The sequence below is a fragment of the Nocardia sp. NPDC049526 genome (assembly GCF_044465765.1).
Lineage (GTDB): Bacteria > Actinomycetota > Actinomycetes > Mycobacteriales > Mycobacteriaceae > Nocardia.
On sequence record NZ_JBITMA010000027.1, the window covers coordinates 44918 to 69469 of the forward strand.

Below are 24552 nucleotides of genomic sequence, written 5' to 3' on the forward strand. Positions count from 1 at the left end.
GGATCGCCTCCTTTTTATCCGTAACCGGCCGTGCATTTACCGGGGTGCGCAGCTGGTGACCGCGGCGGATTCGGGCTGACGGAGTTCACTCAGGCGGCTTGCGGTCCGGGCCAGGTCGGGGACGGCAGGGACGTCGGCAACCAGGTCGGATAGCGAGGTGCGGGCCTCGAGGACGAGCTGGAGATCGGCGTCGTAGAGCACGTCGACCAGATTGACGAAGCGCATGGCCCAGTCGGGCGGTACCTCGCGCAGGGGTGGGACGTCGCGCAAGGTCCAGCGGCGAAAGCGCTGTGCGAGTTCGACGTAGTCCGAGGCGGCGGTGGCGGTGCCGCACAGGGCGGCGAAGTCGAAAGTGATGGCGGAGCCGTCGACGGCGCCGGCGTGGATCTCGCGGGCACCCGAGACAACAACCACTGAGGTGCCGACGCCTACCGCGTCGTCGATGCGGTAACACCCGGAGGCGAAACCGGTGCCGCTGTGCGCGGCGCGGGTGCGGTAGTCGAGTGGGCCGTCGACCGAGACGATATCCAGGTGCGCGCGGATGCGCGCGATGGTCGGCAGGAAGCGGTCGTGGAACAGCGGGTTGGGCAGCAGTTGTTCCGGCGGGTAATTCGAGGTCACCACCAGGACGATGCGGCGGGCGAATAGCGCGTCCAGCATGCGCGCGATCAGCATGGCGTCGCCGATATCGTGCACGTGGAATTCGTCGAAGCAGACCAGTTCGGCATGACCGAGCAGCTTGTTTATGGCTTTGTCGATGGAGCCCGATTCGTGTGCCGCGGTGTGCAATTGGGCGAAGAAACTGTGGAAGTGGAAGCGGCGCTTGCGGTTCGACGCTGTGCCCGCGAAGAAGTCGTCCATCAGCATGGTTTTGCCGCGACCGGGTCTGCCGTGCAGGTAGATCCCGCGATGTCGCTTCATCGGCCTGCCGTGCCGGTCGAGCAGTTCGAGCAAGCGTGCGCGAGCCCGGAGTTGGTCGGCATCCAGTGCGACGTTGTCTTCCATGACACCCTCCTGATCCTCTACAGTTGTAGAGGATCAGCGGATGCGGCCGCCAGAGAAGGTGATGATGTCCACAACCGACCGACGCGCGGCACTCGTCGACGCCGCCATCGATGTGATTGCCACCCAGGGCATTCGAGCGCTCACCCACCGCGCCCTCGATACCGCACTCACGCTGCCCGGCGGGTCGGCCTCCTATTACTTCCGCACCAAACGCGCGCTCATCGAGGCGATCGCGGACCGGATCACCACCCGCTCCCGCGACGACTTCGCCGCCGCCGGGCTCGCCCCGTCCACCCCCATCGACCCCGATGACATCGCGAACGCCACAGCCGGCTGGCTCGACCGCCTACTCGTCGACCGTCGCAATCACCTGATCGTCCGGCATGCATTGATCATCGATCTGCTCGGCGACCCGGAACTGCACCGGCGGCTGACACACAGCCTGTTCTCGACCGATCGGGCGCGAGAACTATTCCACACCTTGGGTTTTCCCGATCCCGATGCATCAGCCGCAGACTTCATCGCGGTGGTCGAAGGCGCGGTCTTCGATAGATTCGCGGGCGCGCGGGCGCACCTTCCGGCGGGCACCCGGGACAGCGTCGACCAGCTCGCGGCCGTGTTGTCCCGCTATCTCACCCAGCCCCACTCGCTATAGGGCGTGCCCGTCGCGAACCCGCGGATTCCGGCATCGGAATAGCGGATCAGCGACTCTTCCGGCAGCGCGTCGAGCGAAAACCATTGCAGCCCATAGCTTTTATCCGGCTCCCGATTCGCCGGCTCACCCACCCAGCGCAGTGCATGGAAGAACAGCCCGAGCCGGGCTTCCCGCCCCGAGCCGATCACGTGGGCGGTATGAATCAGCCGCAGATCCGCCGGGTCGATGACAACCCCGATCTCCTCCCCCGCCTCACGCGCGGCAGCAGCCGTCGCGGACTCGCCGGACTCCAACTTCCCCGCGGGCAGATGCCACAGCCCATCGAACTCGTCCGCACTGCGCCGCCTGCTGAGCAACAGCTCACCGTCGCGCACGAGCAAGATGTGCACGTCGACAAGATGTCGCTCGGCCATCGGACTCCTCCCACTCCTGCGCCGCTCCAACCTACGCCGAAGTCGTCAGTTCGCGCTGAGCACCAGCCCTGAGGTCGGGACTCCTGTGCCCGCGGTAACCAGGATGTTCTCCAGGTTCGTCACCGGGTTGACGGAGGTGCCGCGGATCTGCCGGACCGCCTCGGCAATCCCGTTCATGCCGTGGATATAGGCCTCGCCCAGCTGTCCGCCGTGGGTATTGAGCGGCAGGCGCCCACCGACTTCGATCGCGCCGTCGGCAATGAAGTCCTTTGCCTCACCGCGTCCGCAGAAGCCGAGTTCCTCCAGCTGCATGAGGACGAACGGGGTGAAGTGGTCGTAGAGGATGGCGGCCTGCATATCCTCCGGACGCAAACCACTCTGCTCCCAGAGCTGATCGCCGACCAGACCCATCTCCGGCAGACCGGTGAGGGCATCGCGGTAATAGCTCGTCATGACATATTGGTCCGCACCGGAACCCTGTGCGGCGGCGGCGATTACGGCCGGGCGCTGCGGCAGATCCCGGGCCCGCTCGACGCTGGTGACCACGATCGCGACACCGCCGTCGGACTCCTGGCAGCAGTCGAGCAGATGCAGCGGTTCGGCGATCCAGCGCGAATTCTGGTGATCTTCGAGCGTGATCGGCTTGCCGTAGAAGAAGGCGGCCGGGTTGACCGCGGCGTGTTTGCGGTCGGCGACGGCGACGCGGCCGAAGTCCGCGCTCGTCGCGCCGTAGACGTGCATATACCTGCGGGCGACCATGGCCACCTGCGCGGCCGGTGTCCCCAACCCCTGTGGATAGGACCAGCCCGCATCGATGCCCGAGGAGGTCGGCGCGGTGGCCAGCGCGGTGGAGAACTGGCCGAAGCGCGATACCGAACGCTCGTTGAAGGCGCGGTAGGCGACGACCACATCGGCGACGCCGGTGGCGACCGCCATGGCGGCCTGCTGAATGGTGGCGCAGGCGGCACCGCCGCCATATCCGATGTGGCTGAAGAACTTCAGCTGCGGGATACCGACGGCGCGGGCCACGGCCGCCTGGGTATTGGTATCCATGGTGAAGGTGGTCAGGCCGTCCACATCGGCGGGTGTCAGGCCCGCGTCGGCGAGCGCCGCGGTGACCGCCTCGGCGGCCAAACGCAATTCGCTGCGGCCGGAGTCCTTGGAGAAGTCGGTGGCGCCGATGCCGACAATGGCGGCGCGGCCGGAAATCCCGGTGTTGCTGTCAGCGGTCATCATGGCCTCCGCAGTGCGATGACGGCTTTCGCCGTGATGTGGTCACCGAGGCTGTCGCGGCCGACGATATCGATGTGGATGTCGTCGCCGTGGATCGCGGAGACGGTGCCGGAAAGTGTCAGGGTGTCACCGGCATACAGCGGTACCCCCAGGCGCAGCGCGACCGATTTGACGATGGCGCGTGGTCCGGCCCAGTCGGTGACGAAGCGCTGCACCAGCCCGGTGTCGGTGAGGATATTGACGAAGATGTCCTTGGAACCGCGGGCGACCGCCTTGTCCCTGTCGTGGTGCACATCCTGAAAGTCCCTGGTGGCCAAGGCCGTACTGATGACAAAGGTCGGATCGGCGGTAATGACCAACTCGGGCAGCGCGGTGCCGACCTCGATCGTGGCCGGTTCGACGTAGGTCATGAGATAACCCGCCAAACCGGCAGCACGGCCTCGTCGTCGAGCTTCTCGAACTCCACCCGCACCGGCAGGCCGATCTTCACATCGGCCGGATCGACGCCGCGCAGTTCACCGAGCATCCGCACACCCTCCTCCAATTCGACCAGCGCGACCACGAAAGGCAGTTGCCGCCCAGGCACTTTCGGCGCGTGATGCACGACGTAACTGAACACTTCACCGCGGCCGGAGGCGACGACATAGTCGGTCTGCTCCGACTTGTCCTGCCACAGCGCCGGAATCGGCGGATGCCGCAGCGTGCCGTCCGGCAGCCGCTGGATCCGCAGCTCCCCGACCTTGGTGCCCTCCCAGAAGAATTCGGTATCCCAGGAGACCAGCGGTTTGACCCGGTCGCCAACGGGCGCTTTCGGTGCGGTGCCACCGCTAGCGACTGCTTGCAGGTCGCTCGAAACAACACTGCCGGGCGCGAATTTGAGTAGCCGGAACAGCATTTCGGCGACGACTTCGTCACCGACGTGCCAGCTGGTCTGGAAAGTGACGAACCAGCCATCACCGAGCGCGGTCTTCTTCGGCCCGCGGATCTCGGAAAGCCGGCTGGTCACCGAGATCTGCTCACCGACATTCACATACCGGTGATAGGTCTGCTGACAGTCGGTCGCGACCACGGAGGTATAGCCCGCGCTGTCGAGCAGCTCGGTGACCTGTGCCATCGGATCATCGGCCGGACGAGAACCGTTGAGCCCGAACATGGTCCACACCTGCGCCATGGCCGGTGGGGCCACGGTGCCGGGATGTCCGGCGGCCCGCGCGGCCTCCTCGTCGACGTAGATCGGATTCCGATCCCCGAGCGCCTCCACCCAGTTGTTGATCATCGGCTGATTCACGGGGTCACGCCCGAGGCGTGGCGCGCAATCACCCGCCGCGATGATCTTCTCGGCGGCTTCGGTAATCGCTTCCGGAGTCATGGTTTCCGGCACGCGCGGCTCCTTGTTGTCGTCCGTACCGCGCATCGGCGCGGATTCATCGAGGCACCCGAGGCAGTTTCAGCCCGGAGGAGGCGACCAGTTCACGCATCACCTCATTGACGCCGCCGCCGAAGGTCACCACCAGATTCTGTTTGGTTCTGCGGTCCAGCCAGGTCAGCAGTTCGGCGGTGTCCGGATCGGCCGGATCGCCGTAATGCCCGACGATCTCCTCGGCCAACCGGCCCGCCTCCTGCAGCGATTCGGTGGAGTACACCTTGGTTGCCGAGGCATCGGCGATCACGGTGGCCTGGTCACCGTCGCCGGTCGCCGCGACCTGCCAGTTCAACAGTTCGTTGAGCCGAGCCATGGCGTGGATGCGCCCGAGCGAACGGCGCACATCGGCCTCGGCGAGCACACCGCGCGACTGGGCCCATTCCCGCGCCCGGTCGTAGAGCTGTTCGATCTTGCCGGACGGGCCGAGGCTCACCCGCTCGTGGTTGAGCTGGGTGGTGATCAGTCGCCACCCCTTGTTCTCCTCGCCCACCAGCATGTCGGCGGGCACCCGGACATTGTCGAAATACGTGGCGTTGGTGTGGTGCGCACCGTCGCAGGTGATGATCGGCGTCCAGGAGTAACCGGGATCGGTGGTATCCACGATCAGGATCGTGATGCCCCGGTGCCGTGACTCGACCGAGCCGGTGCGGCAGGCCAGCCAGACATAGTCGGCCTCATGCGCACCGGTGGTGAAGATCTTCTGCCCGTTGACGATCCAATCGCCGGATTCGTCGCGCACGGCACTCGTGCGCAGCGCGGCGAGGTCGGTGCCCGCCTCCGGTTCGGAGTAGCCGATTGCGAAATGGACATCGCCGGAAAGGATTCCGGGCAGGAACTTCGCCTTCTGCTCGTCGGTGCCGAAGCTCTGCAGCGTCGGCCCGACCGTCAACAAGGTGACCAGCGGCAGCGGAACATCCGCGCGCACCGCCTCATTGAAGAAGATCTGCTGTTCCATCGGCCCGAAACCCTGGCCGCCGAACTCCTTCGGCCAACCGACACCGAGCCAACCGTCCGCACCCATGCGGCGCACCACCGCACGGTAGGCGTCGCCGTGGCGGTTGATCGCCATCTCGGCCTCCTCCTCGGGAGTGACGAGATCGGCGAAGTACGCACGCAATTCATCGCGCAGCTTGCGCTGCTCCGCGGTCAGATCGATGAACATCTGGCCCCCAATCGATCGAGTCGGAACGATTCGCCGCCGAGCCAGCGGGCGATGTCCTTGGCCTGCGAGTAGTAGCGGTGCATCGGATGAGTCATATCGACCCCGAGGCCACCGTGCAGGTGATGGCATTTCTGCATGGCGGCGGGCAGTTCCGAGGCCACGGTGTAGGCGAGCACATCGAGGTCGTCATCGATGCGCTCTTGATGCAGCGGGGTCGAATCGGACTGTGCCAGTGCCCAGTTCGCTGAAACGGCGGCGGCGTGCAGGGTCCTCGAGATGACGTACACATCGGCGATCTGCTGTGCGACTGCCTGGAATTCGGCGAGCGGCCGATTGAACTGCCGCCGGGTCCGCAGGTGTTCGGCGGTGAGCAGAAGCACACCTTTGAGCAGTCCGTCCGCGGTCGCGCCGATCGATGCGATGGCCAACCGGTGCAGTTCACCGATGCCGCCGGGCAGCAGTTGTTCGGCCGGAATCTCGACCTGGTCCAGGCGCACCGAACATTCCGGAATCCCGCCGGAAACCGGTGACGGCGTCAGGGTGAGCCCCGCCGAATCCGATTCAACCAGTGCGATACCGGAATTCGTCGGAATCAAGAGCCAACGCGCCTGCTCCGCATACGGCACCGCCACCTTGTGACCGGTGATGCGCACGGTGTCGCCGTCGGAAACCGCGGTGGTCTCCGGCTTGACCACGAACGGATTCGCACGCTCGCTGAGCGCGGCGGTGAGCACCGCACCTTTGGCGACCTCCGGATAGACCCGCTCGGCGACGCTGTCCGGCAAGCCGGCCAGCAGCGGCAGCAGGCCGAAGCCGAGGGTCGGCAGGGCGGGCACCGCCACCGCATCGGCGGCCAGTTCGGTCAACAGGACCGAGACCTCCGGCAGGCCCATGCCGTCACCGCCGAACCGCTCCGGCAGCGCGAGCGAGAGCAGTCCGGTCTCGATCAGACTCGGCCACAGCTCGATATCGCGTGCCGGTTCACGCTCCAGCAAACTCACGACGACCTCGGCCACGGCGTCCTGGCCCTCGTCCCGGGTGAAGTCCACGCTTTACTCCCAGTTGGTTGGTCGACTAGTTGTCCGCGTCGCGAGGCAGTCCGAGGATTCGCTCACCGGCCACGGTCAACAGAATCTGCTCGGTTCCACCAGCAATCGACAAACAGCGCGTGAGCAGGAACTCTTTTACCACCTCTGAGTCCTGCGCACCGGTTGGACCTGCCGTTTCCACCGCGAATTCGGCCACTGCCTGGCGGTGCCGGACACCGACGAGCTTGCGCACACTGCTCTGCGCTCCCGGATCACCGCCCGCCAGCATCCGAACCGCGGCCCGCTGTTCCAGCAACAGTCCAGCGATCGCATCGGCGACGAAGCCGCCGAGCCGATCGTTCAATAGCTCCGCACCCGGCCCGGTGGCGGGCAGTTTGGCGATGAGCTCCTCCAGTACCGGCCCGATCCCGTTGCCGCCCATGGCGACTCGTTCGGTCGACAGGGTCGAGCGGGCGATCTTCCAGCCGTTGTTCAGCGCGCCGACAAGACCGTCCTCGGGCACGAACACATCGTCGAGGAAGACCTCGCTGAAGCGCGCCTCCCCGGTGATCTGCACCAGCGGACGCACCTCGAGTCCGGCGCTGCGCATATCAACGAGGAAGTAGCTGATACCGCGGTGCTTCGGTGCGTCCGGGTCGGTGCGGGCCAGGCAGATCGCCCAATTCGCCCGATCACCCAGCGACGTCCACACCTTCTGTCCGCGCAGCACCCAACCGCCGTCGACCTTCTTGGCGGTGGTGCGCAGCGCGGCCAGATCCGAACCGGCCTCCGGCTCGCTGAACAGCTGACACCAGAGCACCTCGCCGCGCAGCGTCGGCCACGCGAAGCGGTCGATCTGCTCCTGGGTGCCGTGCTGCAGCAGGGTCGGAACAGCCCAGCCGCCGATCGTCAGATCCGGCGCCTCCAGGCCCGCGCGCCGCAGTTCCTCCGAAATCACCAGGCCCGTCATGGGATTCGCGCCACGGCCGTACGGTGCGGGCCAGTGCGGCATGGCGAGCCCGGCGTCGACCAAAGCATCGCGCCGCTGATCGGCAGGCAGCGCGGCGATCGCGGCCACCTCGGCGGCCAGCTCGTTCGCATTGCCGTCGTCGACCTCGACGCCGGCTATGTTCGATTCGCTGCGCTGCGCTGCCTCCTCCGGGGCCGTCGCTCGCGTCGCAGAGGCGAACACCCGGTCCGCACCGGTGGTCCGGCGCTGCCCGGCCCTGGTCAGTTCGGTGACCCTGGCCCGCCAGCGCGCCGATCCGCCGAGCAGTTGCCGCAGCGCGGTGGCCCGGCGCAGGTAGAAGTGCGCGTCGTGCTCCCAGGTGAAACCGATGCCACCGAGCACCTGAATGCAGTCCTTGGCGGTCTCGACCGCGGCGTCCAGCGAAATCGCAGCGGCGATGGCGGCCGCGATGGGCAGTTCCGCACCGCCCTCGTCGACCGCGGCCGCGGCATCGGCCGCGACGGAACGGATCAGCTCGGCCCGGCAGAGCATCCACGCGCAAATGTGTTTGAGAGCTTGGAAAGAGCCGATCTTGCGCCCGAATTGCTCACGCACCTTGGCGTATTCGACGGCCGTCTCCAGACACCAGCCGGCCACACCGGCGAGCTCGGCCGAAACCAGTACCGCGAGAAGATCTTCCACCGCATGCGGCGACTCGAACACCCGGTCCGCGGGCACTCGCACCTCTGCACAGTGCACCCGCGCCAGTGGCGTACTCAGGTCAGCAGGTGCCAGCGCCTCGATGCGAAGACCCTCGGCATCGGGTCCGATCACGCACCAGCGCAACCCATCCGGCGTCTGCACCGGCAACAGCACCGAGGTGCCCGGCGCGGCGCCGAGCACCGATTCCCAGACACCCGTGAGCAACAACTCATCGGATGCAGCCGGTAAGCTCACCATGTCCCCGACAACGAAGTCGAGCGCGACACCGCACGGCATATCCTCGGCGAGCGCGCCCGCGGTGACCAGGTTCGCCAATGCGGTCGACAGCACCGGCCCACCGACCAGATCGTGCGCCGCCTGCTCGACCAATACCGCGAGGTCGGCGACCGATCCACCGTGGCCACCGGCCGCTTCGGCAATGGCGACCCGGAAAATTCCGAAGTCCGCCAACCCCGGCCAATAAGCGCGCCAGAAGTCCGTCGGCTCATCCCGCATTGTTGCAATAGGACGTACCGATCCGGCCCATCCGCGCATCGACTCCTGAACGGCTTTATGCTCGTCAGTGGTGGCGATGGTCACAGTCCGTACCGCCTTTCCGGCGTGACTCCCACACCTAGAACATGTTCTAATATCCTAGCTGGGCGGAAGTCAAGAGACGACCGATGCCCGTTGCCGGAATGCAGGAAAGGACTCTCATCAATGGCCAGTCCCTCCCGATCGCAGCCAGCCGATTCGAATGCGGCCGGGCAAGCATCGGCCACCGCGACGGTCACGACGCTGACCGAGGACGAACTCAGCTCGGCCGCGCAGCGGGAACGGCGTAAGCGAATTCTGGACGCGACGCTCGCACTGGCCTCCAAGGGTGGTTACGACGCGGTGCAGATGCGCGCGGTGGCCGAACGCGCCGATGTCGCGGTCGGCACGCTGTACCGGTATTTCCCGTCCAAGGTGCATCTGCTCGTTTCCGCGCTGTCGCGGGAATTCGAGCAGATCGAGGGCAAACGCAAACCGCTTGCCGGCCAGACGCCGAACGAGCGCATGCATCTGCTGCTGACCCAGATCACCCGAATGATGCAGCGCGACCCCTTGCTCACCGAGGCGATGACGCGCGCGTTCATGTTCGCCGACGCCTCGGCCGCCGCGGAGGTCGACCGGGTCGGCAAGGTGATGGACCGAGTATTCGCCAGGGCCATGAACGACGGCGAGCCCACCGAACGCCAGTTGGCGATCGCGCGGGTGATAAGCGATGTCTGGTTGTCGAATCTGGTCGCCTGGCTGACCAGACGCGCCTCGGCCACCGATGTGACCGAGCGACTGGAACTCACCGTGGATCTACTGCTCGGCGACAACGGCGACGGTAGCCGCTAGCGACCGCTTGCCGGTCGCTCGAAAAGGTCAAAAGCCAGCCATCCCACAGGCCGACGATCGGTATACCAGGAAAATTCTCTGACAGAGACAGCGCGGTACACCATAATTTCGGTCACATTCCTGCGCACCGAGCTACCACGGAGCGAGTCCTACGAGCGACGTTCGCGGCCCGGCTTGCGTCTGAGCAGCCGAAGCGCATGCGACGAAGTCGCGAGTCTCGGCTGCTCAGACGCAAGCCACCAGGGGGCCGCGAACACGCAGCGCCGCAGGCGCTGCAAATCCAACACTGCGCACGCCACGCGGCGCGCTTCGGTGCGGCAAATTCAACACAGTATTGTCACGCGTGCCCCCGAAAAAACTCCTCCGATCACTAGGTTGGATGCGTGAGCGCACAGGATCTGCCACTGGAACTTCGCCGTGCACTGTCGACGGTCGCGCGCGTGCCACGGCTTTTGGTCGCATCGGACTACGACGGGACGATCGCACCCATCGTGTCCGACCCGGCGAAAGCCTTTCCACATCGGGAATCGGTAAGCGCGCTACGAGCGCTTGCCGGTCTCACCGGAACGACCGCCGCCGTGATCTCCGGCCGTGCACTGCGAGATCTCGCGGCATTGTCGCGACTTCCGGTCGAGGTGCAACTTATCGGTAGTCATGGTTCGGAATTCGATGTCGGTTTCGTGCACGCCATCGACAATGACGCTAAACAACTGCTGGTCGAAGTCCAGACCAGTCTGACGCAGATCGCCGCGGAAAATCCCGGCGCCAGCGTCGAGATCAAACCGGCCAGCGTCGCACTGCATGTGCGCAATGCGAGTCCGGAAATCGGGCTGCGCGCACTGAAGGCAGTGCGCCAGGGTGCGGCCTGCTGGGTCGGCGTGCAGGTGACCGAGGGTAAATCGGTTATCGAACTCGCGGTGATCCAGACGGATAAGGGCGTCGCGCTCGATACGGTCCGGCATCAGGAGGGTGCCTCGGCCGCGGTGTTCTTCGGCGACGATGTCACCGATGAGAAGGCCTTCCGCATGCTGTCCGGCCCGGATGTCGGCATCAAGGTCGGCGACGGCGAGAGCCTGGCCAAATACCGGGTGGACTCCACCGAGGCGGTGTCCTGGGCGCTGGCCTACCTGCTCGAGGAACGGCGCACCTGGCTTGCGGGCGCGAGCGCGCCGCGCATCGAGCGGCTGAGCATGCTGGCCAGTCCGCGCTCGGTGGCGCTGCTCACCCCCGACGCGACCGTCACCTGGTTCTGCCACCCCGAGCCCGATTCGGCCGCGGTCTTCGCCCATCTGCTCGGCGGACCGCAGGCCGGACACTTCACCATCGAGCCGGAACGTCCCGGCCTGCCGCTGTCGCAGCGCTACATCGACGGGACCATGACCGTCGAAACCCGCTGGGCCAGTCTGCAAGTGGTGGACTACCTGCCCCACGATGTGGCCCCCACCCGCACCGACCTGACCCGGGTGATCACCGGCGATGCGAAGGCGGTCGTAACCTTCGCGCCCCGACCGGAATTCGGTCAGGTACCGGTCAGCATCGAAATCGAATCGAACGGCCTGCGCGTGGTCGGCACCAATGACCCGATGGTGCTGCGCTCGCCCGGTGTGCACTGGCAGATCCAGTCCGACGGCATGCACAGCTCCGCGCGCGCCGTCGTCGATCCGTCGCGCGGCCCGATCGTGTTGGAAATGCGCTGCGGCACGCAGGATCTCGCGCCCGCCATGGTCAGTGAGCCGGAGCGGCGCAGGGATGCCGAGGACTACTGGTCCAAGTGGGCGGCCAAATTGCAACTGCCGCCGCTGAAGCCCGATCTGATGAAGCGATCGGCACTCACGCTGCGCGGGCTCGTGCACGCGCCGTCGGGTTCGATCCTGGCCGCCGCCACTACTTCGCTGCCGGAAGATATTGGCGGCGTACGCAACTGGGACTACCGCTACTGCTGGCTGCGCGATGCCTCGCTGACCGCACAGGCATTGGTTTCACTCGGCTCGCTGACCGAGGCCGAGGAGTTCCTGGGTTGGGTGCACCGGGTCCTGGAGACGCTGCCCGGCCCGGAGCGCCTGCACCCGCTGTACACGCTCTACGGCGAGACCCTGCCGCCCGAGGCATCGATCGATCAGCTGCCGGGCTATGCGGGTTCGCGTCCGGTCCGCGTCGGCAACGCCGCGAATATGCAAGTGCAGCTGGATGTTTTCGGGCCGATCGTCGATCTCATCGCATCGCTGGCGCACGGTCGCGAGGCGAAGGGACTGACCGATCCGGCCGAGACGCTGCCGGACGCCGACTGGGAACTGGTGCACGCCATGGTCTCCGCGGTGCAGCGGCGCTGGCAGGAACCCGACCACGGCATCTGGGAGATCCGCGGCAACCCGCGCCACCACGTGTACTCGAAGGTGATGGGCTGGCTGACCGTGGACCGCGCGATCACACTCGCGCAGCGGTTCCAGCGTCAGATCGATCCGCTCTGGATCACCTTGCGCGACACCATCGCCGACGAGGTGAAGTCCAAGGGCTGGAACGACGATGTCCAGTCCTACACCGCCGCCTACGACGGCACCGATCTGGACGCGGCCACCCTGCACATCGGCCTCAGCGGACTGATCGACCCGTCGGATCCGCGTTTCGCGGCGACGGTCGTCGCCACCGAGGCGGAGCTGCGCAGCGGCTCGACGGTGTACCGATACCACCACGACGACGGCCTGCCCGGCGGCGAGGGCGGCTTCCACCTGTGCGCGGCCTGGCTGGTCGAGGCGTATCTGCTGATCGGTAAGCGCTCGGATGCCGAGGCACTGTTCGCGCAGCTGGTCGACGTCGCCGGACCGACTGGTCTGCTCAGCGAGGAGTACGACCCGGTCGCCGAACGCTCACTCGGCAACCATCCACAGGCATACAGCCATCTCGGCCTGCTGCGCTGTGCACAGCTGTTGGGTAAGCCGGTGGAAGCGTTCGTCTGAGCCGACCGCCACACAGTTCCGGGCCCGCGAACCGATCGGTTCGCGGGCCCGGCCCGTATCCACCCCCGTAGTGACGCGGCAAACATCGACTCGTGCCGAACAGGGCCTCCTGCTACAGTTCAAATGGTAACGATTTCCATTATGATCTAGAGCACGCTCAGATCTGCCGCACTGCCAGGAGTACCCCGCGCGTGAGCACACGGATTGCCATCAGATTCGCCGGTATCGCCGTGGGGGTGGCCACCGCGCTGGCGCTCACCGCCTGCGGTAGCTCGAAGGATTCGGATAAGCCGAACGTCGTCGCGTCCACCAATGTCTGGGGCGATATCGCGGCAACCATCGCGGGCCCGGATGCCTCGGTGACCGCGCTGATCACCGATCCCGCCGCCGATCCGCATTCGCACGAAACCTCGGCCGTGGAATCGGCCAAGATCAGCGATGCCGATCTGGTCGTCTTCAATGGCGGCGGCTACGACGAGTTCATCGAGAAGGCGATCCAGGGCAAGGACAAGCGCACCGTCGACGCATTCGAATCCCGGACCGACAAGAGCGACGAGAACGAGCACGTCTTCTACGACATCGGCACGGTGAGCACGGTCGCCGACCGGATCGCGAGCACCCTCGGCGAGATCGACTCCACCCACGCCGCCGCCTACGCCGACCGCGCCGCCGCGTTCAAGAGCCAGTTGACCGCGATCACCGCCATCGCCGGCAAGATCGCGGCCGAGCACCCCGCGACCCCGGTGCTGCAGACCGAACCACTGGCGCACTACCTGCTGGTCGCCGCCGGAACCCAGGATCTGACCCCGCACGAATTCCAGGAGGCGATCGAGCAGGAGACCGATCCGGCTCCCGCCGCCGTCGCCGCCACCCAGGATCTGCTGACCGGTAAGAAGGTTCGCGCGCTCATCTACAACATCCAGACCGAGGACAAGATCACCAAGGATTTGCGGGCACTGGCGCAGTCGAATGGTCTACCCATTGTCGAGGTGACCGAAACGCTGCCCGCCGGTGTGGATTACATTCAGTGGCAGACCAAGAACGCCCAGGCCCTGGCCGCGGCGCTGGCCTGATGGAAATCGCATGATAATGGGAGCAGCACTGACCACCGAAGACACCGACAGGGTGGAGCGGCGGTCCGATACCCGCTCAGCCGCCGTAAAACTCGATTCCGCCGGCCTGTCTTTCGGCGAACGCGCGCTCTGGCAAGGGCTGGATCTGGAGATCGCGCCCGGTGAATTCGTCGCGGTTCTTGGGCCGAACGGATCCGGTAAGACCTCCCTGCTGAAGGTGCTGCTCGGTCAGCTCGCGCTCAGCTCCGGCACCGCCGATATCGCGGGTGGACCCGCACGGGCGGGTAATCCCGATATCGGCTATGTGCCGCAACAGAAGACGATCGATGCCGGTGTGCAGCTGCGCGGGGTCGATCTGGTCGGACTCGGCGTCGACGGGCACCGCTGGGGCCTCGGACTGCGGCGTCGCGCCGAGCGCAAGCGCAAGGTCCGCGCGGCCATCGCCGATGTGGGCGCGGACAAATTCGCTTATGCGCCACTGGAGTCCATGTCCGGCGGCGAACAGCAGCGACTGCGGGTCGCACAGGCGCTGGTCGGCGATCCGAAGGTGCTGCTCTGCGATGAACCGCTGCTGAGCCTCGACCTGGCCAATCAGCGGTTGGTCTCGGAACTGATCGATCGACGCAGGCGAACCCATGACACCGCAGTACTTTTCGTGACCCACGAGATCAATCCCATTCTGCCGCTGGTGGATCGGGTGCTGTATCTGGTCGACGGGAAGTTCCGGATCGGCACGCCGGACGAGGTGATGACCTCGGCGGTGCTCTCGGAGCTGTACCAGACCGAGGTCGATGTACTGCGGGTGCGCGGGCGGCTGGTCGTCGTCGGCACCGGCGACACCATGGACGCGCTCGGTGCGGCCGGTGCTCAACACTGCGCAACGCTTTCCGATGAGCTGCCCGAATCGGCTGGGGTCCGTTCGTGAACGACAAGCTGTCCGATGTCATCTCGAAGATGTTCGACTTCACCACCACCGCGGACCTGCTCTCGTATTCCTTCGTCCAGCAGGCGGTATTCGCGGCCGCGCTGCTCGGACTGCTGGCCGGTGTGATCGGGCCACTGATCATCAGCAGGCAGATGTCGTTCGCGGTGCACGGCACCAGCGAGCTCTCGCTGACCGGTGCGGCCGCCGCGCTGCTCGCCGGAATCGGGGTCGGGTTGGGCGCGATCGTCGGCTCGGTGGTGGCTGCGGTGCTGTTCGGTCTGCTCGGAACCAAAGCCAGAGAACGCGATTCGGTGATCGCGGTGGTGCTGTCATTCGGACTCGGACTCTCGGTGCTGTTCCTGTGGCTCGGTCCCGAACGCGCCGGATCGAAATTCTCGCTACTGACCGGTCAGGTGGTCAGCGTCGGCTACAACGGGCTGGCGCTGCTGCTGACCTGCACCGTTTTGGTCCTCGCCGTACTTGCGGTGGTGTACCGGCCACTGCTTTTCGCGAGTTCGGATCCCGAAGTCGCACTCGCCCGCGGGGTTCCGGTGCGCGCGCTTTCGGTGGTGTTCGCGGTCATGCTCGGCATTACCGCGGCCTTCGGTGTGCAGATCGTCGGCGCGCTGCTGGTGCTCGCGCTGCTGATCACCCCCGCGGCCGCGGCGGCGCAGCTGACCGCGAATCCGGTACGCGCCACGGTGCTCGCGGTGGTGTTCGCGGAAACGGCGGCGGTGGGCGGCATCCTGTTGTCGCTCGCGCCCGGCGTCCCGGTCTCCACCTTCGTCACCACCATCTCCTTCCTGATCTACCTGATCTGCCGAGTCATCGGCCCCCGACGCCGTCAGGCCGCCCGCGCCCGCTGACTCCCGCTCACCAACCCGAGCCGGTGCCGCGCATAGTTTGCTCGCCGCGCATGGAATAACCGGCAGGGTGATGCCTGACGCGCCCGGACTACCTGGCACAGCGCATGGGGGCAGTACGTATGGCAGCGCGCGGCCAGGTACCCCGCTCGGCGAGCACCTGGCCGATGCGCGGTGGATCAGGCTACGAACAGAGCGATCAGGACCACGATCGAACCGCCGAAGACGATGACGTGACGCAGGTTCTGCAGGTACGGGGTCACCCAGCGGGGGAAGGCGGCTTCGGCTACGTCGAGGAAGCTCTGGACGTCGATGCGGGCCAGTTCCGGGTCATCCTTGCGGGCGAAGGCGGCCTGGACGCTCTTCGCAGCCGTCAGGTTGCTGTACAGGATGGCGACATTGCCGAGCAGCACCAGCACCTGGAAGACCCACGACAGTGTCCGGCCCCAGTCGTTGCCCGCCAGATTCAGCACGGCCATCGCGGTCATCACCAGTGCGATCCCGACCGGGGCCCAGGTCTCGTGGCCACCAGCGTCGAACCGCATGCCGTTCTCTGCGAGGACCCCGGGGCGTACCCCCTGACGGGCCAGCTCGGCATCGGCGGCGGCCTGGGCCGCGGCACCGTGGCGGTGGCGCACCAGCGGAATACTGACGAAGGCGAGAGCGATCAGCAGTTGGGCGACGGCTGCGACGGTCATCATGGCGGTTCTCCTCATCGGGTTGTTCGTCGAGTGGGCTCCTCGAATGACCGAACGATCTCCCGCCGCGCTGACAGCGCGCTGACACCTGATCGGCCCGCGCTGACATCGATATCAGCGCAGGTCAGCAAGGCTCCAGCCAGTCATCGATCGCATTTGATGGCAGTCGCCTTCAGTCGGATGCCCCCGGTTTCGTATGCTCGACCCACGCGCCCCATCGAACGAATGGTGACCAATGATCGACTTCACGATTCCCGCCGAACTCGCCGCCGAACGCGACCGGGTCCGACAGTTCGTCATCGACAAGATCATCCCCTTCGAGCGCGATCCGCGACTCACCTCGCACGGACCCACCGACGAACTGCGCCAGGAACTCGTCGAGCTGGCCCGCGCGGAAAAACTGCTGACCGTGCAGGCCCCGGAAGCCCTCGGCGGACGCGGCCTCACCCATATCGAACAGGCCGTGATCTACGAGGCGGCGGGCTGGTCGACCCTCGGCCCGGTCGCCATGAACTGCGCCGCGCCCGACGAGGGCAATATGTTCCTGCTCTCCAAGATCGCCAACCCGGAACAGGTCGAGCGCCACCTCGCACCCGCCGTCGCCGGACACCGGCGCACCGTCTTCGCGATGACCGAACCGGACGGCGCGGGTTCGGATCCGAATCAGCTGGCCACCGAGGCCGTCTTCGACGGCGAGAACTTCACCATCAATGGCCGCAAATGGCTCATCACCGGCGCGGACGGCGCGAAGACCTGGATCATCATGGCGCGGGTCGCGCCGAACCCGCATGTGCCCGATGGCCCGACGCTGTTCCTGACCGAGGGCGACCAGCCCGGCATCGTGATCGAACGCACCATGAACACCATGGACCGCAATTACGTCGGCGGTCACGGCGTGGTGCGCTTCGAGAATCTGGTGCTGCCCAAGGACGCGCTGCTCGGCGAGACCGGCCAGGCGCTGCGCTACGCCCAGCTGCGACTGGCCCCGGCCCGGCTCACCCACTGCATGCGCTGGCTCGGCGCCGCCGAACGCGCACAGTCCATCGCCGTCGAATACGCCAGGACCCGCACCGCCTTCGGCAAGCCGATCGGCGACCACGAGGGCGTTTCGTTCATGCTGGCCGATAACGAGATCGCCCTGCACCAGTGCCGCCTGACCATCTGGCATGCCTGCTGGCTGATGGACCAGGGCGAGAAGGCCAGGCACGAGAGCTCGATCGCGAAGGCATACGTCTCCGAGGAACTGTTCAAGGTCGCTGACCGGTGCGTACAGGTGCTCGGCGGCATCGGCATCAGCGATGAGACGGTCGTCGAAATGATCTTCCGCGATATGCGCGCCTTCCGTCTTTACGACGGCCCCACCGAGGTGCACAAGTACGCCATCGGCCGCCATGTGTTGCGGGGCTGAGGGCGGCACGTGGCAATCGAACAGCCGCGCGCGGCGATGACGGACCACCACGGAGCGAGTCTTACGGGCGACCGTTCGAGACACCACGGGGCCGCGAACACGCCGCGCCCACGCGGCCGACAACACGACTACCATCCAGTGGCATGAGTTCGGAACTGCTCGTCGATGTCTCCGCGGGCATCGCCGTCCTCACCCTCAACAGACCCGCACAGCAGAATGCCGTCACCCCGGCCATGGCCGCCGAATTGAGTGCGGCACTACAGCGTTGCGATGCCGAGGATGCGATTCGCGCGGTCGTCATTACCGGTACGGCGCCCGCGTTCTGCGCGGGCGCGGATCTGTCCAACCGGGTCGGCGAGGTCAGCGCGACCATCGAACCGGCGCCGTGGCGGGTGCGCAAACCGGTGATCGCGGCGGTGAACGGACACGCGGTCGGCATCGGACTCGCGCTGGCCCTGCAATGCGATCTGCGGTACATGGCACAGGACGCCGTCTACGGACTCAATCAGGTGCGTCGCGGGGTCCTCGCCGACGGCTACGCGCATTGGACGCTGCCGCGGCTGGTCGGCATGGCCAATGCCGCCGACATCATGCTGACCGGTCGCACCTTCGACGGCGACGAGGCCAAGGCCATGGGCCTGGCCAATGGCTGCCTGCCCGCGGTCGAGGTGCTGCCGACGGCACTTGCCATCGCCCATGACATCGCGAGCGGGGCGGCGCCGCTGCCGGTGGCACTGTCGAAGCGGCTGCTATGGGAGAGCCTCGGCATGAGTCCGGCCATGGTCGGTCAACTGGAGACCGATCTGAACGAGCACGTCGGCAAGAGCATCGACGGCGGTGAGGCGATGGCGGCCTTCCGGGATCGCCGCCAACCCAATTGGACCGGCAGCATCAGCGAGGAATGGCCGGCCTGGGACAGCAAGGGCGAAAAGCAACGGCCCAGCCTGGATTGACCCGCTCGGTTACGCGCGGCCGCCGATCAGGATGAGCAGGAAAACGATCGCCATGCAGACCATGAGGATCGTGCCGATAACGCCGAGGACGTAGCCGACCAGCACCTGGGCGCGGCCGCTGTAACCGCCGTGGGATTCCTCGATCTGGTCGAGCGCTCGTCTGCCTAGCGCCCAGGCCACCGGTCCGAGCACACCACAGCAGAACAGACTCGCCGCACCGAGCGCCAGCACCGCCGTCGCGTGCGGATGCTCGATCGTCTCCTGGGGAGCCTGGTTCGGGATGACCACGAGTCGAATTCTACGGGGCCGGAGTCGATTTGCGGTTCAACCCCGGCGGCCGATTTGCCCGATCGACCGCGATCGGTGATTTGCGGTCCGCCCGTTGCGGTTCCAACGCGTCGCCGATTTGCCGGGTGAACCAGCCGGCTTCCGGTGCTCAGGCCCGGCGCTGACGCGCGATCTCGGAGAGTACGACGCCCGCCGCCACGGAAGCGTTCAACGATTCCACCGGACCCGCCATCGGGATGCCGAGGATCGAATCACAGGTCTCGCGAACCAGCCGGGACAGGCCCTTACCCTCCGAGCCGACCACGATCACGGTGGGAATGCTGCCGTCGAAATCATCGAGGATGGTGTCACCGCCCGCGTCCAGTCCGACGATCTGGAACCCCTGCGAAGCCCAATCCTTCAGTGTGCGAGTGAGATTCGTCGCGCGGGCGACCGGAAGCCGGGCCGCGGCACCGGCACTGGTCCGCCAGGCCACCGCGGTTACGCTGGCGCTGCGCCGCTGGGGAATCAGCACACCCTGTCCGCCGAAGGCGGCCACCGAACGGATCACCGCACCGAGATTGCGCGGATCGGAAATATTGTCCAGCGCCACCAGCAGCGCGGGTTCGGCCGAATCCTGGACCCGCGCAACCAGATCATCCGGATGGGCGTACCGATACGGCGGCACCTGCAGCGCAACACCCTGATGCAGTCCGTTGGCACTCAACCGATCCAGATCGGTGCGCGGCACCTCAAGGATCGAAATGCCCGCATCTGCGGCAATCTTCACACTTTCGGTGAGCCGGTCGTCGTTGTCGGTGCCCACCGCGACATACAGCGCGGTCGCGGGCACACCCGCACGCAGACATTCGACGACCGGATTGCGACCGAGCACCATCTCCGGACCGTCGTCGCTCTTGCGTCCGGCCGGACGCGTGCCACCGCGCGGCCCCGGCCTACCTTGCGCGGCAGCCTTCGCCTTTGCCGCCGCACGCTTGGCGGCTGGATGTTTGGTGCGCGCCTCGGCGGGCGGGGTCGCACCGCGCGGTTCCAGACCGCGCCGACGCTGCCCACCGGAGCCGACGACTGCGCCCTTCTTGCTGCCGCCCTTGCGAATCGCGCCTCGACGCTGCGAATTACCTGCCATCATTTCGCCTTTCCACGCTGTACCGCGCCCGGCGAATGCTGTGCCGCGCCCAGCGACCATTCCGGACCCTGTGCGGTATCGGTCACTTCGATTCCGGCGGCCTGCAACCGGTCCCGCGCCGCATCGGCGCTGGCCCAGTCCTTCGCGGCGCGCGCCTGCTGGCGGCGGTCGAGTTCGGCACGCACCAGGACGTCCAGGGCATCCAGCGCGACGGAATTGTCCTGTGGGCTGTACCACTGCGGGTCGAACGGGCAGACGCCGAGGATATTGAGCATGGCCCTGACCTGCCCGGCCAACTCGACCGCCTCATCGATCGCGCCCGACTCCAGCGCCTTATTGCCCTCGTGCACAACACGATGCACCTCGGCCAAGGCCCGCGGAATCGCCAGATCGTCGTCGAGCGCCTCGGCGAACGCATCGGTCCACTTGCCGACCGCGATCTCACCGGCCCGCTCGGCCACCCGATGCACGAACGCCTCGATGCGCTGATACGAGGCCGCGGCATCGTAGAGCGCCTTATCCGAGTACTCCAGCATCGAGCGGTAGTGCGCGCTGCCCAGATAGAACCGAAGTTCAACGGCCCGAACATTTTTCAGCACATTCGGCACCGACAACACATTGCCGAGCGATTTGGACATCTTCTCGCCGCCCATGGTCACCCAGCCGTTGTGCAGCCAGTACTGCGCGAAACCGTCACCGGCCGCCTTGGACTGTGCGATCTCGTTCTCGTGGTGCGGGAAGACCAGATCCATTCCGCCGCAATGGATATCGAATTCGGAGCCGAGGTAGAACTCGGCCATCGCCGAGCATTCCAGATGCCAGCCGGGCCGACCGGGCCCCCACGGCGAGGGCCAGGTCGGCTCGCCGGGTTTGGCGGCCTTCCAGAGTGTGAAGTCGCGCGGGTCGCGCTTGCCCTCGCCGGCGCTCTCGCCCTGGTGCACGTCATCGAGTTTGTGCCCCGACAAACTGCCGTATTCCGGATAGCTGACCACGTCGAAGTAGACGTTGCCCGCCGAGGCATAGGCGTGCCCGCGCTCGATCAACCGCTGCATCAGATCGATCATCTGGGTGATGTGGCCGGTCGCGCGTGGCTCCACCGAAGGTGGCAGTACGCCGAGGGTTTGGTAGGCGTTGTCGAAGGCGCGCTCGTAGGTCGACGCCCACTCCCACCAGGGTCGACCTGCTTCGGCGGCCTTGGTCAGGATCTTGTCCTCGATATCGGTGACATTGCGGATGAACCACACGTCGTAATCGTGGGCGAGCAGCCAGCGCCGTAGTACGTCGAATGCGACTCCGCTGCGCACGTGGCCGATATGTGGTTCCCCCTGCACGGTGGCGCCACAGAGGTACACCGAGGCACGGCCGGGGACCAGTGGCGCGAAATCGCGCATGGTCCGCGTGTCGGTGTCAAAAAGGCGCAGAGTCACGGAAGTCGATCCTAGCTGGTAGATAAGGCCGTTCACGGAGCGGCTCGGGTCGGCGGGAGCTGGATCAGCGACACTCTTGTAGCAGTGCGGTAGCCACTGCCGCAATGCCCTCGCCGCGGCCGGTCAACCCGAGGCCGTCGGTTGTGGTGCCCGACACCGAGACCGGGGCGCCGAGCAGCTCGCCGAGCACCTCTTGGGCCTCGGCGCGACGCGGTCCGATCTTCGGCCGATTGCCGATGATCTGGACCGCCGCATTGACGATTTCGAAGTCCGCCTCGTCAAGGAGCCTTCGCACTTCTTTGAGCATGGCCGCGCCGGAAACGCCTGCCCATTCCGGCCGTCCGGTGCCGAAAACCGCGCCGACATCGCCGAGCCCGGCCGCGGAAAGCAGCGCATCGCACAGTGCGTGCGCGGCTACATCGCCATCGGAATGTCCGGCACAGCCGTCGTCGCCGTCGAAGAGCAGACCCGCCATCCAGCACGGCCTGCCGACTTCGATGGGATGGACATCGCTGCCGATGCCGACGCGCATGCTCATGACAGACCCACCGCCCGGGCACCGTCGAACACGGCATTTGCCAGCAGCAGATCGAGCCGGGTGGTGATCTTGAAAGCCATGGGGTCGCCCGGAATGGTGCGCACCCGGGTGCCGAGCAGTTCGACCAGACCGGCGTCGTCAGTGGCCTGCAGGCGCTCATCGGCATAGGCCGCGCGCAGCAAGTCGGCGGCGAAACCCTGCGGAGTCTGAATGGCGCGCAGACCGGCGCGTTCGGGCGTACCGGTGACCTCGCCGCGCACGTCGACGGATTTGATGGTGTCGACCACCGGCAATGCGGGCACGACGGCTTCGGCACCGGCGCGCAGTTCCGCGACGACCCGGGCGATCAGCTCGGGCGGGGTCAATGCGCGGGCGGCGTCGTGCACGAGGAAGTGGGCGGCATCGGGGGCGGCGGCGATACCGCAGCGCACCGAATCGGTGCGCTCGGCGCCGCCGATGACCACGCGCACCGACTCCGAGGGCGGCAGCAGGGCAACGGCGCTCTCGGCAAGTTCGGTGGGGACCATCACAATGATCCGGTCGACCGCCCCGGAGGCGATCAGGCCGTCGACGGCCAGCCGGACCATAGGTGTGCCGCCGACCGTGACGAACGCCTTGGGTGTCGATTCACCCAGACGAACGCCACGGCCGGCGGCAGGCACCAACGCAACGACGGATCCGTCGCTGTTAGAAACGTTCACGGTCAGGAAGCCGCGGCGAGAACCTCATCGAGGAGCGTCTCCGCCTTGCCGTCATCGGTCCCCTCGGCGAGCGCGAGCTCACCGACGAGGATCTGACGGGCCTTGGCCAGCATCCGCTTCTCACCCGCAGACAGGCCGCGGTCCTGCTCCCGACGCCACAGGTCGCGAACGACCTCGGCCACCTTGTTCACATCGCCGGAGGCGAGCTTCTCCAGGTTGGCCTTGTAGCGGCGAGACCAGTTAGTCGGTTCTTCGGTGTGCGGCGCACGCAGCACCTGGAAGACTCGGTCGAGACCCTCCTGGCCGACGACGTCGCGCACGCCGACATATTCGGCGTTCTCTGCGGGAACGCGAACAGTCAGGTCACCTTGGGCGACCTTCAGGACCAGATACTCTTTTTGCTCACCCTTGATGGTGCGAGTCTCGATAGCTTCGATCAGCGCCGCTCCGTGGTGGGGGTAAACGACGGTGTCTCCGACCTTAAAAATCATGTGTCCCGTGCCCCTTTCGATGTTCACAGTTTAACATGCGACTCGGTAACGGCGCGATCAACTGTGCAGGTCAGGGCCACAACGAGCCAACCGCGGGGGTTGACAGAACCGGTGCGGTGTGCATTGCGTTGTGCCAGAACAGGTTATCGACCGGCGCGGATAGCACACCGGACGGTCCGCGAACCCAACAGCGTGTCCGCAACTGCGCCGCGTTCCCGGAAAACCGTTACCCAACGGATGCCGAGCAACGGGGTGTCCGACCATCCACCTCTGGGAACCAAACGACATGACACGCCAGGGGCCGCGAACTCGCCCCTTACTCGACCACCACGGAGCGAGTCGTACGAGCGACCCGTTCGCGGCGTGTCTCGCGTCCGAGTCGTCGAAGCGCATGCGCCGCAGGCACAAGTCCCGACGACGCCGCTAGCGACTGCTTGCAGGCCGCTCGAAATGGCCGGACGCGAGACTGAAGGGACCGCGAACACGCCCCTTGCCCAACCACTATGGAGCGAGTCTTACGAGCAACCCGTTCGCGGCCCGTCTCGCCTCCGAGCCGTCCAAGCGCATGCGCCGCAGGCGTCGGACTCGACCATCCCTCGCGCGTGCATCGGTGGCCAAACGATCCGCCATCGGTGACCCCAACGAAGCGAGTCTTACGAGCAACCGTTCGCGGCCCGTCTCAAGTCCGAGCCGTCCAAGCGCACGCACCGCAGGCGTCGGACTCGACCATCCGTGGCGCGTGCATCGCTGGCCGAGCGATCCGCTACCGGTGACCCCGACGGAGCGAGTCTTACGAGCGACCGTTCGCGGCCCGTCTCACGTCCGAGCCGTCGAAGCGCATGCGCAACAGACGTCGGACTCGACCATCCGTGGCGCGTGCATCGCTGGCCGAGCGATCCGCCACCGGTGACCCCAACGGAGCGAGTCTTACGAGCGACCCGTTCGCGGCCCGTCTCGCGTCCGAGTCGTCGAAGCGCATGCGCAACAGACGTCGGACTCGACCATCCGTGGCGCGTGCATCGCTGGCCGAGCGATCCGCCACCGGTGACCCCGACGGAGCGAGTCTTACGAGCGACCCGTTCGCGGCCCGTCTCGCGTCCGAGTCGTCGAAGCGCATGCGCAACAGACGTCGGACTCGACCATCCGTG

At 66.4% G+C, this 24552-nt stretch carries 23 protein-coding genes; 8 read left to right on the forward strand and 15 right to left on the reverse strand.

All coding sequences use genetic code 11. The annotated features are described in order from the left end of the window. Positions 1-36: 36 nt before the first annotated feature. Positions 37-1005 carry a cell division protein ZapE gene (zapE, locus tag ACIBW7_RS41820; protein ID WP_397056477.1) on the reverse strand — a complete coding sequence of 323 codons (969 nt, stop codon included), beginning with the start codon at positions 1003-1005 and terminating at the stop codon, positions 37-39. Between the two features lie 40 nt (positions 1006-1045). On the opposite strand from zapE, the gene ACIBW7_RS41825 reads away from it, so the two are divergent. Then, positions 1046-1660 carry a TetR/AcrR family transcriptional regulator gene (locus ACIBW7_RS41825; protein ID WP_397056479.1) on the forward strand — a complete coding sequence of 205 codons (615 nt, stop codon included), beginning with the start codon at positions 1046-1048 and terminating at the stop codon, positions 1658-1660. Here the strand turns inward: ACIBW7_RS41825 and ACIBW7_RS41830 are convergent. The 7 genes from ACIBW7_RS41830 to ACIBW7_RS41860 are packed head-to-tail and all read right to left on the reverse strand — an operon-like array spanning position 1633 to position 9170. After that, positions 1633-2073 (reverse strand): NUDIX domain-containing protein, encoded by a 441-nt coding sequence (locus ACIBW7_RS41830; RefSeq protein WP_397056481.1) that lies wholly within the window; start codon positions 2071-2073, stop codon positions 1633-1635. The genes ACIBW7_RS41825 and ACIBW7_RS41830 overlap by 28 nt on opposite strands. 45 nt (positions 2074-2118) lie before the next feature. Then, a complete protein-coding gene (locus ACIBW7_RS41835; RefSeq protein WP_397056483.1) occupies positions 2119-3306 on the reverse strand; it encodes a lipid-transfer protein in 1188 nt (395 codons plus the stop codon). Continuing rightward, positions 3306-3716 (reverse strand): MaoC family dehydratase, encoded by a 411-nt coding sequence (locus tag ACIBW7_RS41840; RefSeq protein ID WP_397056485.1) that lies wholly within the window; start codon positions 3714-3716, stop codon positions 3306-3308. The genes ACIBW7_RS41835 and ACIBW7_RS41840 overlap by 1 nt, the downstream gene beginning before the upstream one ends. Next, positions 3713-4675 (reverse strand): bifunctional MaoC family dehydratase N-terminal/OB-fold nucleic acid binding domain-containing protein, encoded by a 963-nt coding sequence (locus ACIBW7_RS41845; protein WP_397056517.1) that lies wholly within the window; start codon positions 4673-4675, stop codon positions 3713-3715. Before ACIBW7_RS41845 ends, ACIBW7_RS41840 begins: the two co-directional genes overlap by 4 nt. Positions 4676-4730: 55 nt before the next feature. After that, positions 4731-5891 carry an acyl-CoA dehydrogenase family protein gene (locus ACIBW7_RS41850; protein WP_397056487.1) on the reverse strand — a complete coding sequence of 387 codons (1161 nt, stop codon included), beginning with the start codon at positions 5889-5891 and terminating at the stop codon, positions 4731-4733. Next, the gene (locus tag ACIBW7_RS41855) at positions 5876-6940 is read right to left on the reverse strand and encodes an acyl-CoA dehydrogenase family protein (protein WP_397056489.1); all 1065 of its coding nucleotides are present in this window, start codon (positions 6938-6940) and stop codon (positions 5876-5878) included. The genes ACIBW7_RS41850 and ACIBW7_RS41855 overlap by 16 nt, the downstream gene beginning before the upstream one ends. Positions 6941-6965: 25 nt before the next feature. Further along, positions 6966-9170 carry an acyl-CoA dehydrogenase family protein gene (locus tag ACIBW7_RS41860; protein WP_397056491.1) on the reverse strand — a complete coding sequence of 735 codons (2205 nt, stop codon included), beginning with the start codon at positions 9168-9170 and terminating at the stop codon, positions 6966-6968. 120 nt (positions 9171-9290) lie between these two features. Between ACIBW7_RS41860 and kstR the strand changes: the two genes are divergently transcribed. The 5 genes from kstR (at position 9291) to ACIBW7_RS41885 (ending at position 15777) form a co-directional block, all read left to right on the forward strand. Beyond that, positions 9291-9959 carry a cholesterol catabolism transcriptional regulator KstR gene (kstR, locus tag ACIBW7_RS41865; RefSeq protein WP_397056493.1) on the forward strand — a complete coding sequence of 223 codons (669 nt, stop codon included), beginning with the start codon at positions 9291-9293 and terminating at the stop codon, positions 9957-9959. Positions 9960-10342: 383 nt separating this feature from the next. After that, entirely contained in the window at positions 10343-12913 is a 2571-nt protein-coding gene (gene otsB, locus ACIBW7_RS41870; protein ID WP_397056495.1) for a trehalose-phosphatase, read from the forward strand. A 191-nt stretch (positions 12914-13104) separates the two neighbouring features. Continuing rightward, positions 13105-13986 carry a metal ABC transporter solute-binding protein, Zn/Mn family gene (locus tag ACIBW7_RS41875; RefSeq protein ID WP_397056497.1) on the forward strand — a complete coding sequence of 294 codons (882 nt, stop codon included), beginning with the start codon at positions 13105-13107 and terminating at the stop codon, positions 13984-13986. Between the two features lie 16 nt (positions 13987-14002). Beyond that, a complete protein-coding gene (locus ACIBW7_RS41880; protein ID WP_397056499.1) occupies positions 14003-14911 on the forward strand; it encodes a metal ABC transporter ATP-binding protein in 909 nt (302 codons plus the stop codon). 29 nt (positions 14912-14940) lie between these two features. Next, entirely contained in the window at positions 14941-15777 is an 837-nt protein-coding gene (locus tag ACIBW7_RS41885; protein WP_397056519.1) for a metal ABC transporter permease, read from the forward strand. 176 nt (positions 15778-15953) lie between these two features. Here the strand turns inward: ACIBW7_RS41885 and ACIBW7_RS41890 are convergent, their stop codons facing one another. Beyond that, on the reverse strand, positions 15954-16475 hold the full coding sequence (locus tag ACIBW7_RS41890; protein ID WP_397056501.1) for a hypothetical protein: 522 nt from the start codon (positions 16473-16475) through the stop codon (positions 15954-15956). A 232-nt stretch (positions 16476-16707) separates the two neighbouring features. Between ACIBW7_RS41890 and ACIBW7_RS41895 the strand changes: the two genes are divergently transcribed. Both ACIBW7_RS41895 and ACIBW7_RS41900 read left to right on the forward strand, forming a co-directional pair. Next, complete coding sequence (locus ACIBW7_RS41895) at positions 16708-17880, forward strand: acyl-CoA dehydrogenase family protein (RefSeq protein WP_397056503.1); 1173 nt, start codon at positions 16708-16710, stop codon at positions 17878-17880. Between the two features lie 143 nt (positions 17881-18023). Further along, positions 18024-18833 carry an enoyl-CoA hydratase/isomerase family protein gene (locus ACIBW7_RS41900; RefSeq protein ID WP_397056505.1) on the forward strand — a complete coding sequence of 270 codons (810 nt, stop codon included), beginning with the start codon at positions 18024-18026 and terminating at the stop codon, positions 18831-18833. A gap of 9 nt (positions 18834-18842) precedes the next feature. Here ACIBW7_RS41900 and ACIBW7_RS41905 read toward each other — a convergent pair whose 3' ends face one another. From ACIBW7_RS41905 to carD, 6 genes are all read right to left on the reverse strand, one after another. Beyond that, positions 18843-19121, reverse strand: coding sequence for a DUF4190 domain-containing protein (locus ACIBW7_RS41905; protein WP_364490148.1), 279 nt, complete (start codon positions 19119-19121; stop codon positions 18843-18845). Positions 19122-19269: 148 nt separating this feature from the next. Then, positions 19270-20247 (reverse strand): 23S rRNA (guanosine(2251)-2'-O)-methyltransferase RlmB, encoded by a 978-nt coding sequence (gene rlmB, locus ACIBW7_RS41910; protein WP_397056507.1) that lies wholly within the window; start codon positions 20245-20247, stop codon positions 19270-19272. Further along, positions 20247-21674 carry a cysteine--tRNA ligase gene (gene cysS, locus ACIBW7_RS41915; protein ID WP_397056509.1) on the reverse strand — a complete coding sequence of 476 codons (1428 nt, stop codon included), beginning with the start codon at positions 21672-21674 and terminating at the stop codon, positions 20247-20249. Before cysS ends, rlmB begins: the two co-directional genes overlap by 1 nt. Positions 21675-21738: 64 nt before the next feature. Continuing rightward, positions 21739-22206 carry a 2-C-methyl-D-erythritol 2,4-cyclodiphosphate synthase gene (gene ispF, locus ACIBW7_RS41920; RefSeq protein WP_397056521.1) on the reverse strand — a complete coding sequence of 156 codons (468 nt, stop codon included), beginning with the start codon at positions 22204-22206 and terminating at the stop codon, positions 21739-21741. A 2-nt stretch (positions 22207-22208) separates the two neighbouring features. Further along, entirely contained in the window at positions 22209-22913 is a 705-nt protein-coding gene (gene ispD / locus ACIBW7_RS41925) for a 2-C-methyl-D-erythritol 4-phosphate cytidylyltransferase (protein WP_397056511.1), read from the reverse strand. A gap of 2 nt (positions 22914-22915) precedes the next feature. After that, positions 22916-23404, reverse strand: a complete 489-nt coding sequence (carD, locus tag ACIBW7_RS41930) for an RNA polymerase-binding transcription factor CarD (protein WP_011206964.1) — start codon at positions 23402-23404, stop codon at positions 22916-22918. Positions 23405-24552 lie beyond the last annotated feature (1148 nt).

Excerpts from the sequence above, each read along its gene's own strand:
- zapE (WP_397056477.1), bottom strand. The coding sequence starts at position 1,005 with ATGGAAGACAACGTCGCACTGGATGCCGACCAACTCCGGGCTCGCGCA.
- ACIBW7_RS41825 (WP_397056479.1), top strand. The coding sequence starts at position 1,046 with ATGCGGCCGCCAGAGAAGGTGATGATGTCCACAACCGACCGACGCGCG.
- ACIBW7_RS41830 (WP_397056481.1), bottom strand. The coding sequence starts at position 2,073 with ATGGCCGAGCGACATCTTGTCGACGTGCACATCTTGCTCGTGCGCGAC.
- ACIBW7_RS41835 (WP_397056483.1), bottom strand. The coding sequence starts at position 3,306 with ATGACCGCTGACAGCAACACCGGGATTTCCGGCCGCGCCGCCATTGTC.
- ACIBW7_RS41840 (WP_397056485.1), bottom strand. The coding sequence starts at position 3,716 with ATGACCTACGTCGAACCGGCCACGATCGAGGTCGGCACCGCGCTGCCC.
- ACIBW7_RS41845 (WP_397056517.1), bottom strand. The coding sequence starts at position 4,675 with ATGACTCCGGAAGCGATTACCGAAGCCGCCGAGAAGATCATCGCGGCG.
- ACIBW7_RS41850 (WP_397056487.1), bottom strand. The coding sequence starts at position 5,891 with ATGTTCATCGATCTGACCGCGGAGCAGCGCAAGCTGCGCGATGAATTG.
- kstR (WP_397056493.1), top strand. The coding sequence starts at position 9,291 with ATGGCCAGTCCCTCCCGATCGCAGCCAGCCGATTCGAATGCGGCCGGG.
- ACIBW7_RS41880 (WP_397056499.1), top strand. The coding sequence starts at position 14,003 with ATGGGAGCAGCACTGACCACCGAAGACACCGACAGGGTGGAGCGGCGG.
- ACIBW7_RS41885 (WP_397056519.1), top strand. The coding sequence starts at position 14,941 with ATGTTCGACTTCACCACCACCGCGGACCTGCTCTCGTATTCCTTCGTC.
- ACIBW7_RS41890 (WP_397056501.1), bottom strand. The coding sequence starts at position 16,475 with ATGATGACCGTCGCAGCCGTCGCCCAACTGCTGATCGCTCTCGCCTTC.
- ACIBW7_RS41895 (WP_397056503.1), top strand. The coding sequence starts at position 16,708 with ATGATCGACTTCACGATTCCCGCCGAACTCGCCGCCGAACGCGACCGG.
- ACIBW7_RS41900 (WP_397056505.1), top strand. The coding sequence starts at position 18,024 with ATGAGTTCGGAACTGCTCGTCGATGTCTCCGCGGGCATCGCCGTCCTC.
- rlmB (WP_397056507.1), bottom strand. The coding sequence starts at position 20,247 with ATGGCAGGTAATTCGCAGCGTCGAGGCGCGATTCGCAAGGGCGGCAGC.
- ispF (WP_397056521.1), bottom strand. The coding sequence starts at position 22,206 with ATGCGCGTCGGCATCGGCAGCGATGTCCATCCCATCGAAGTCGGCAGG.
- carD (WP_011206964.1), bottom strand. The coding sequence starts at position 23,404 with ATGATTTTTAAGGTCGGAGACACCGTCGTTTACCCCCACCACGGAGCG.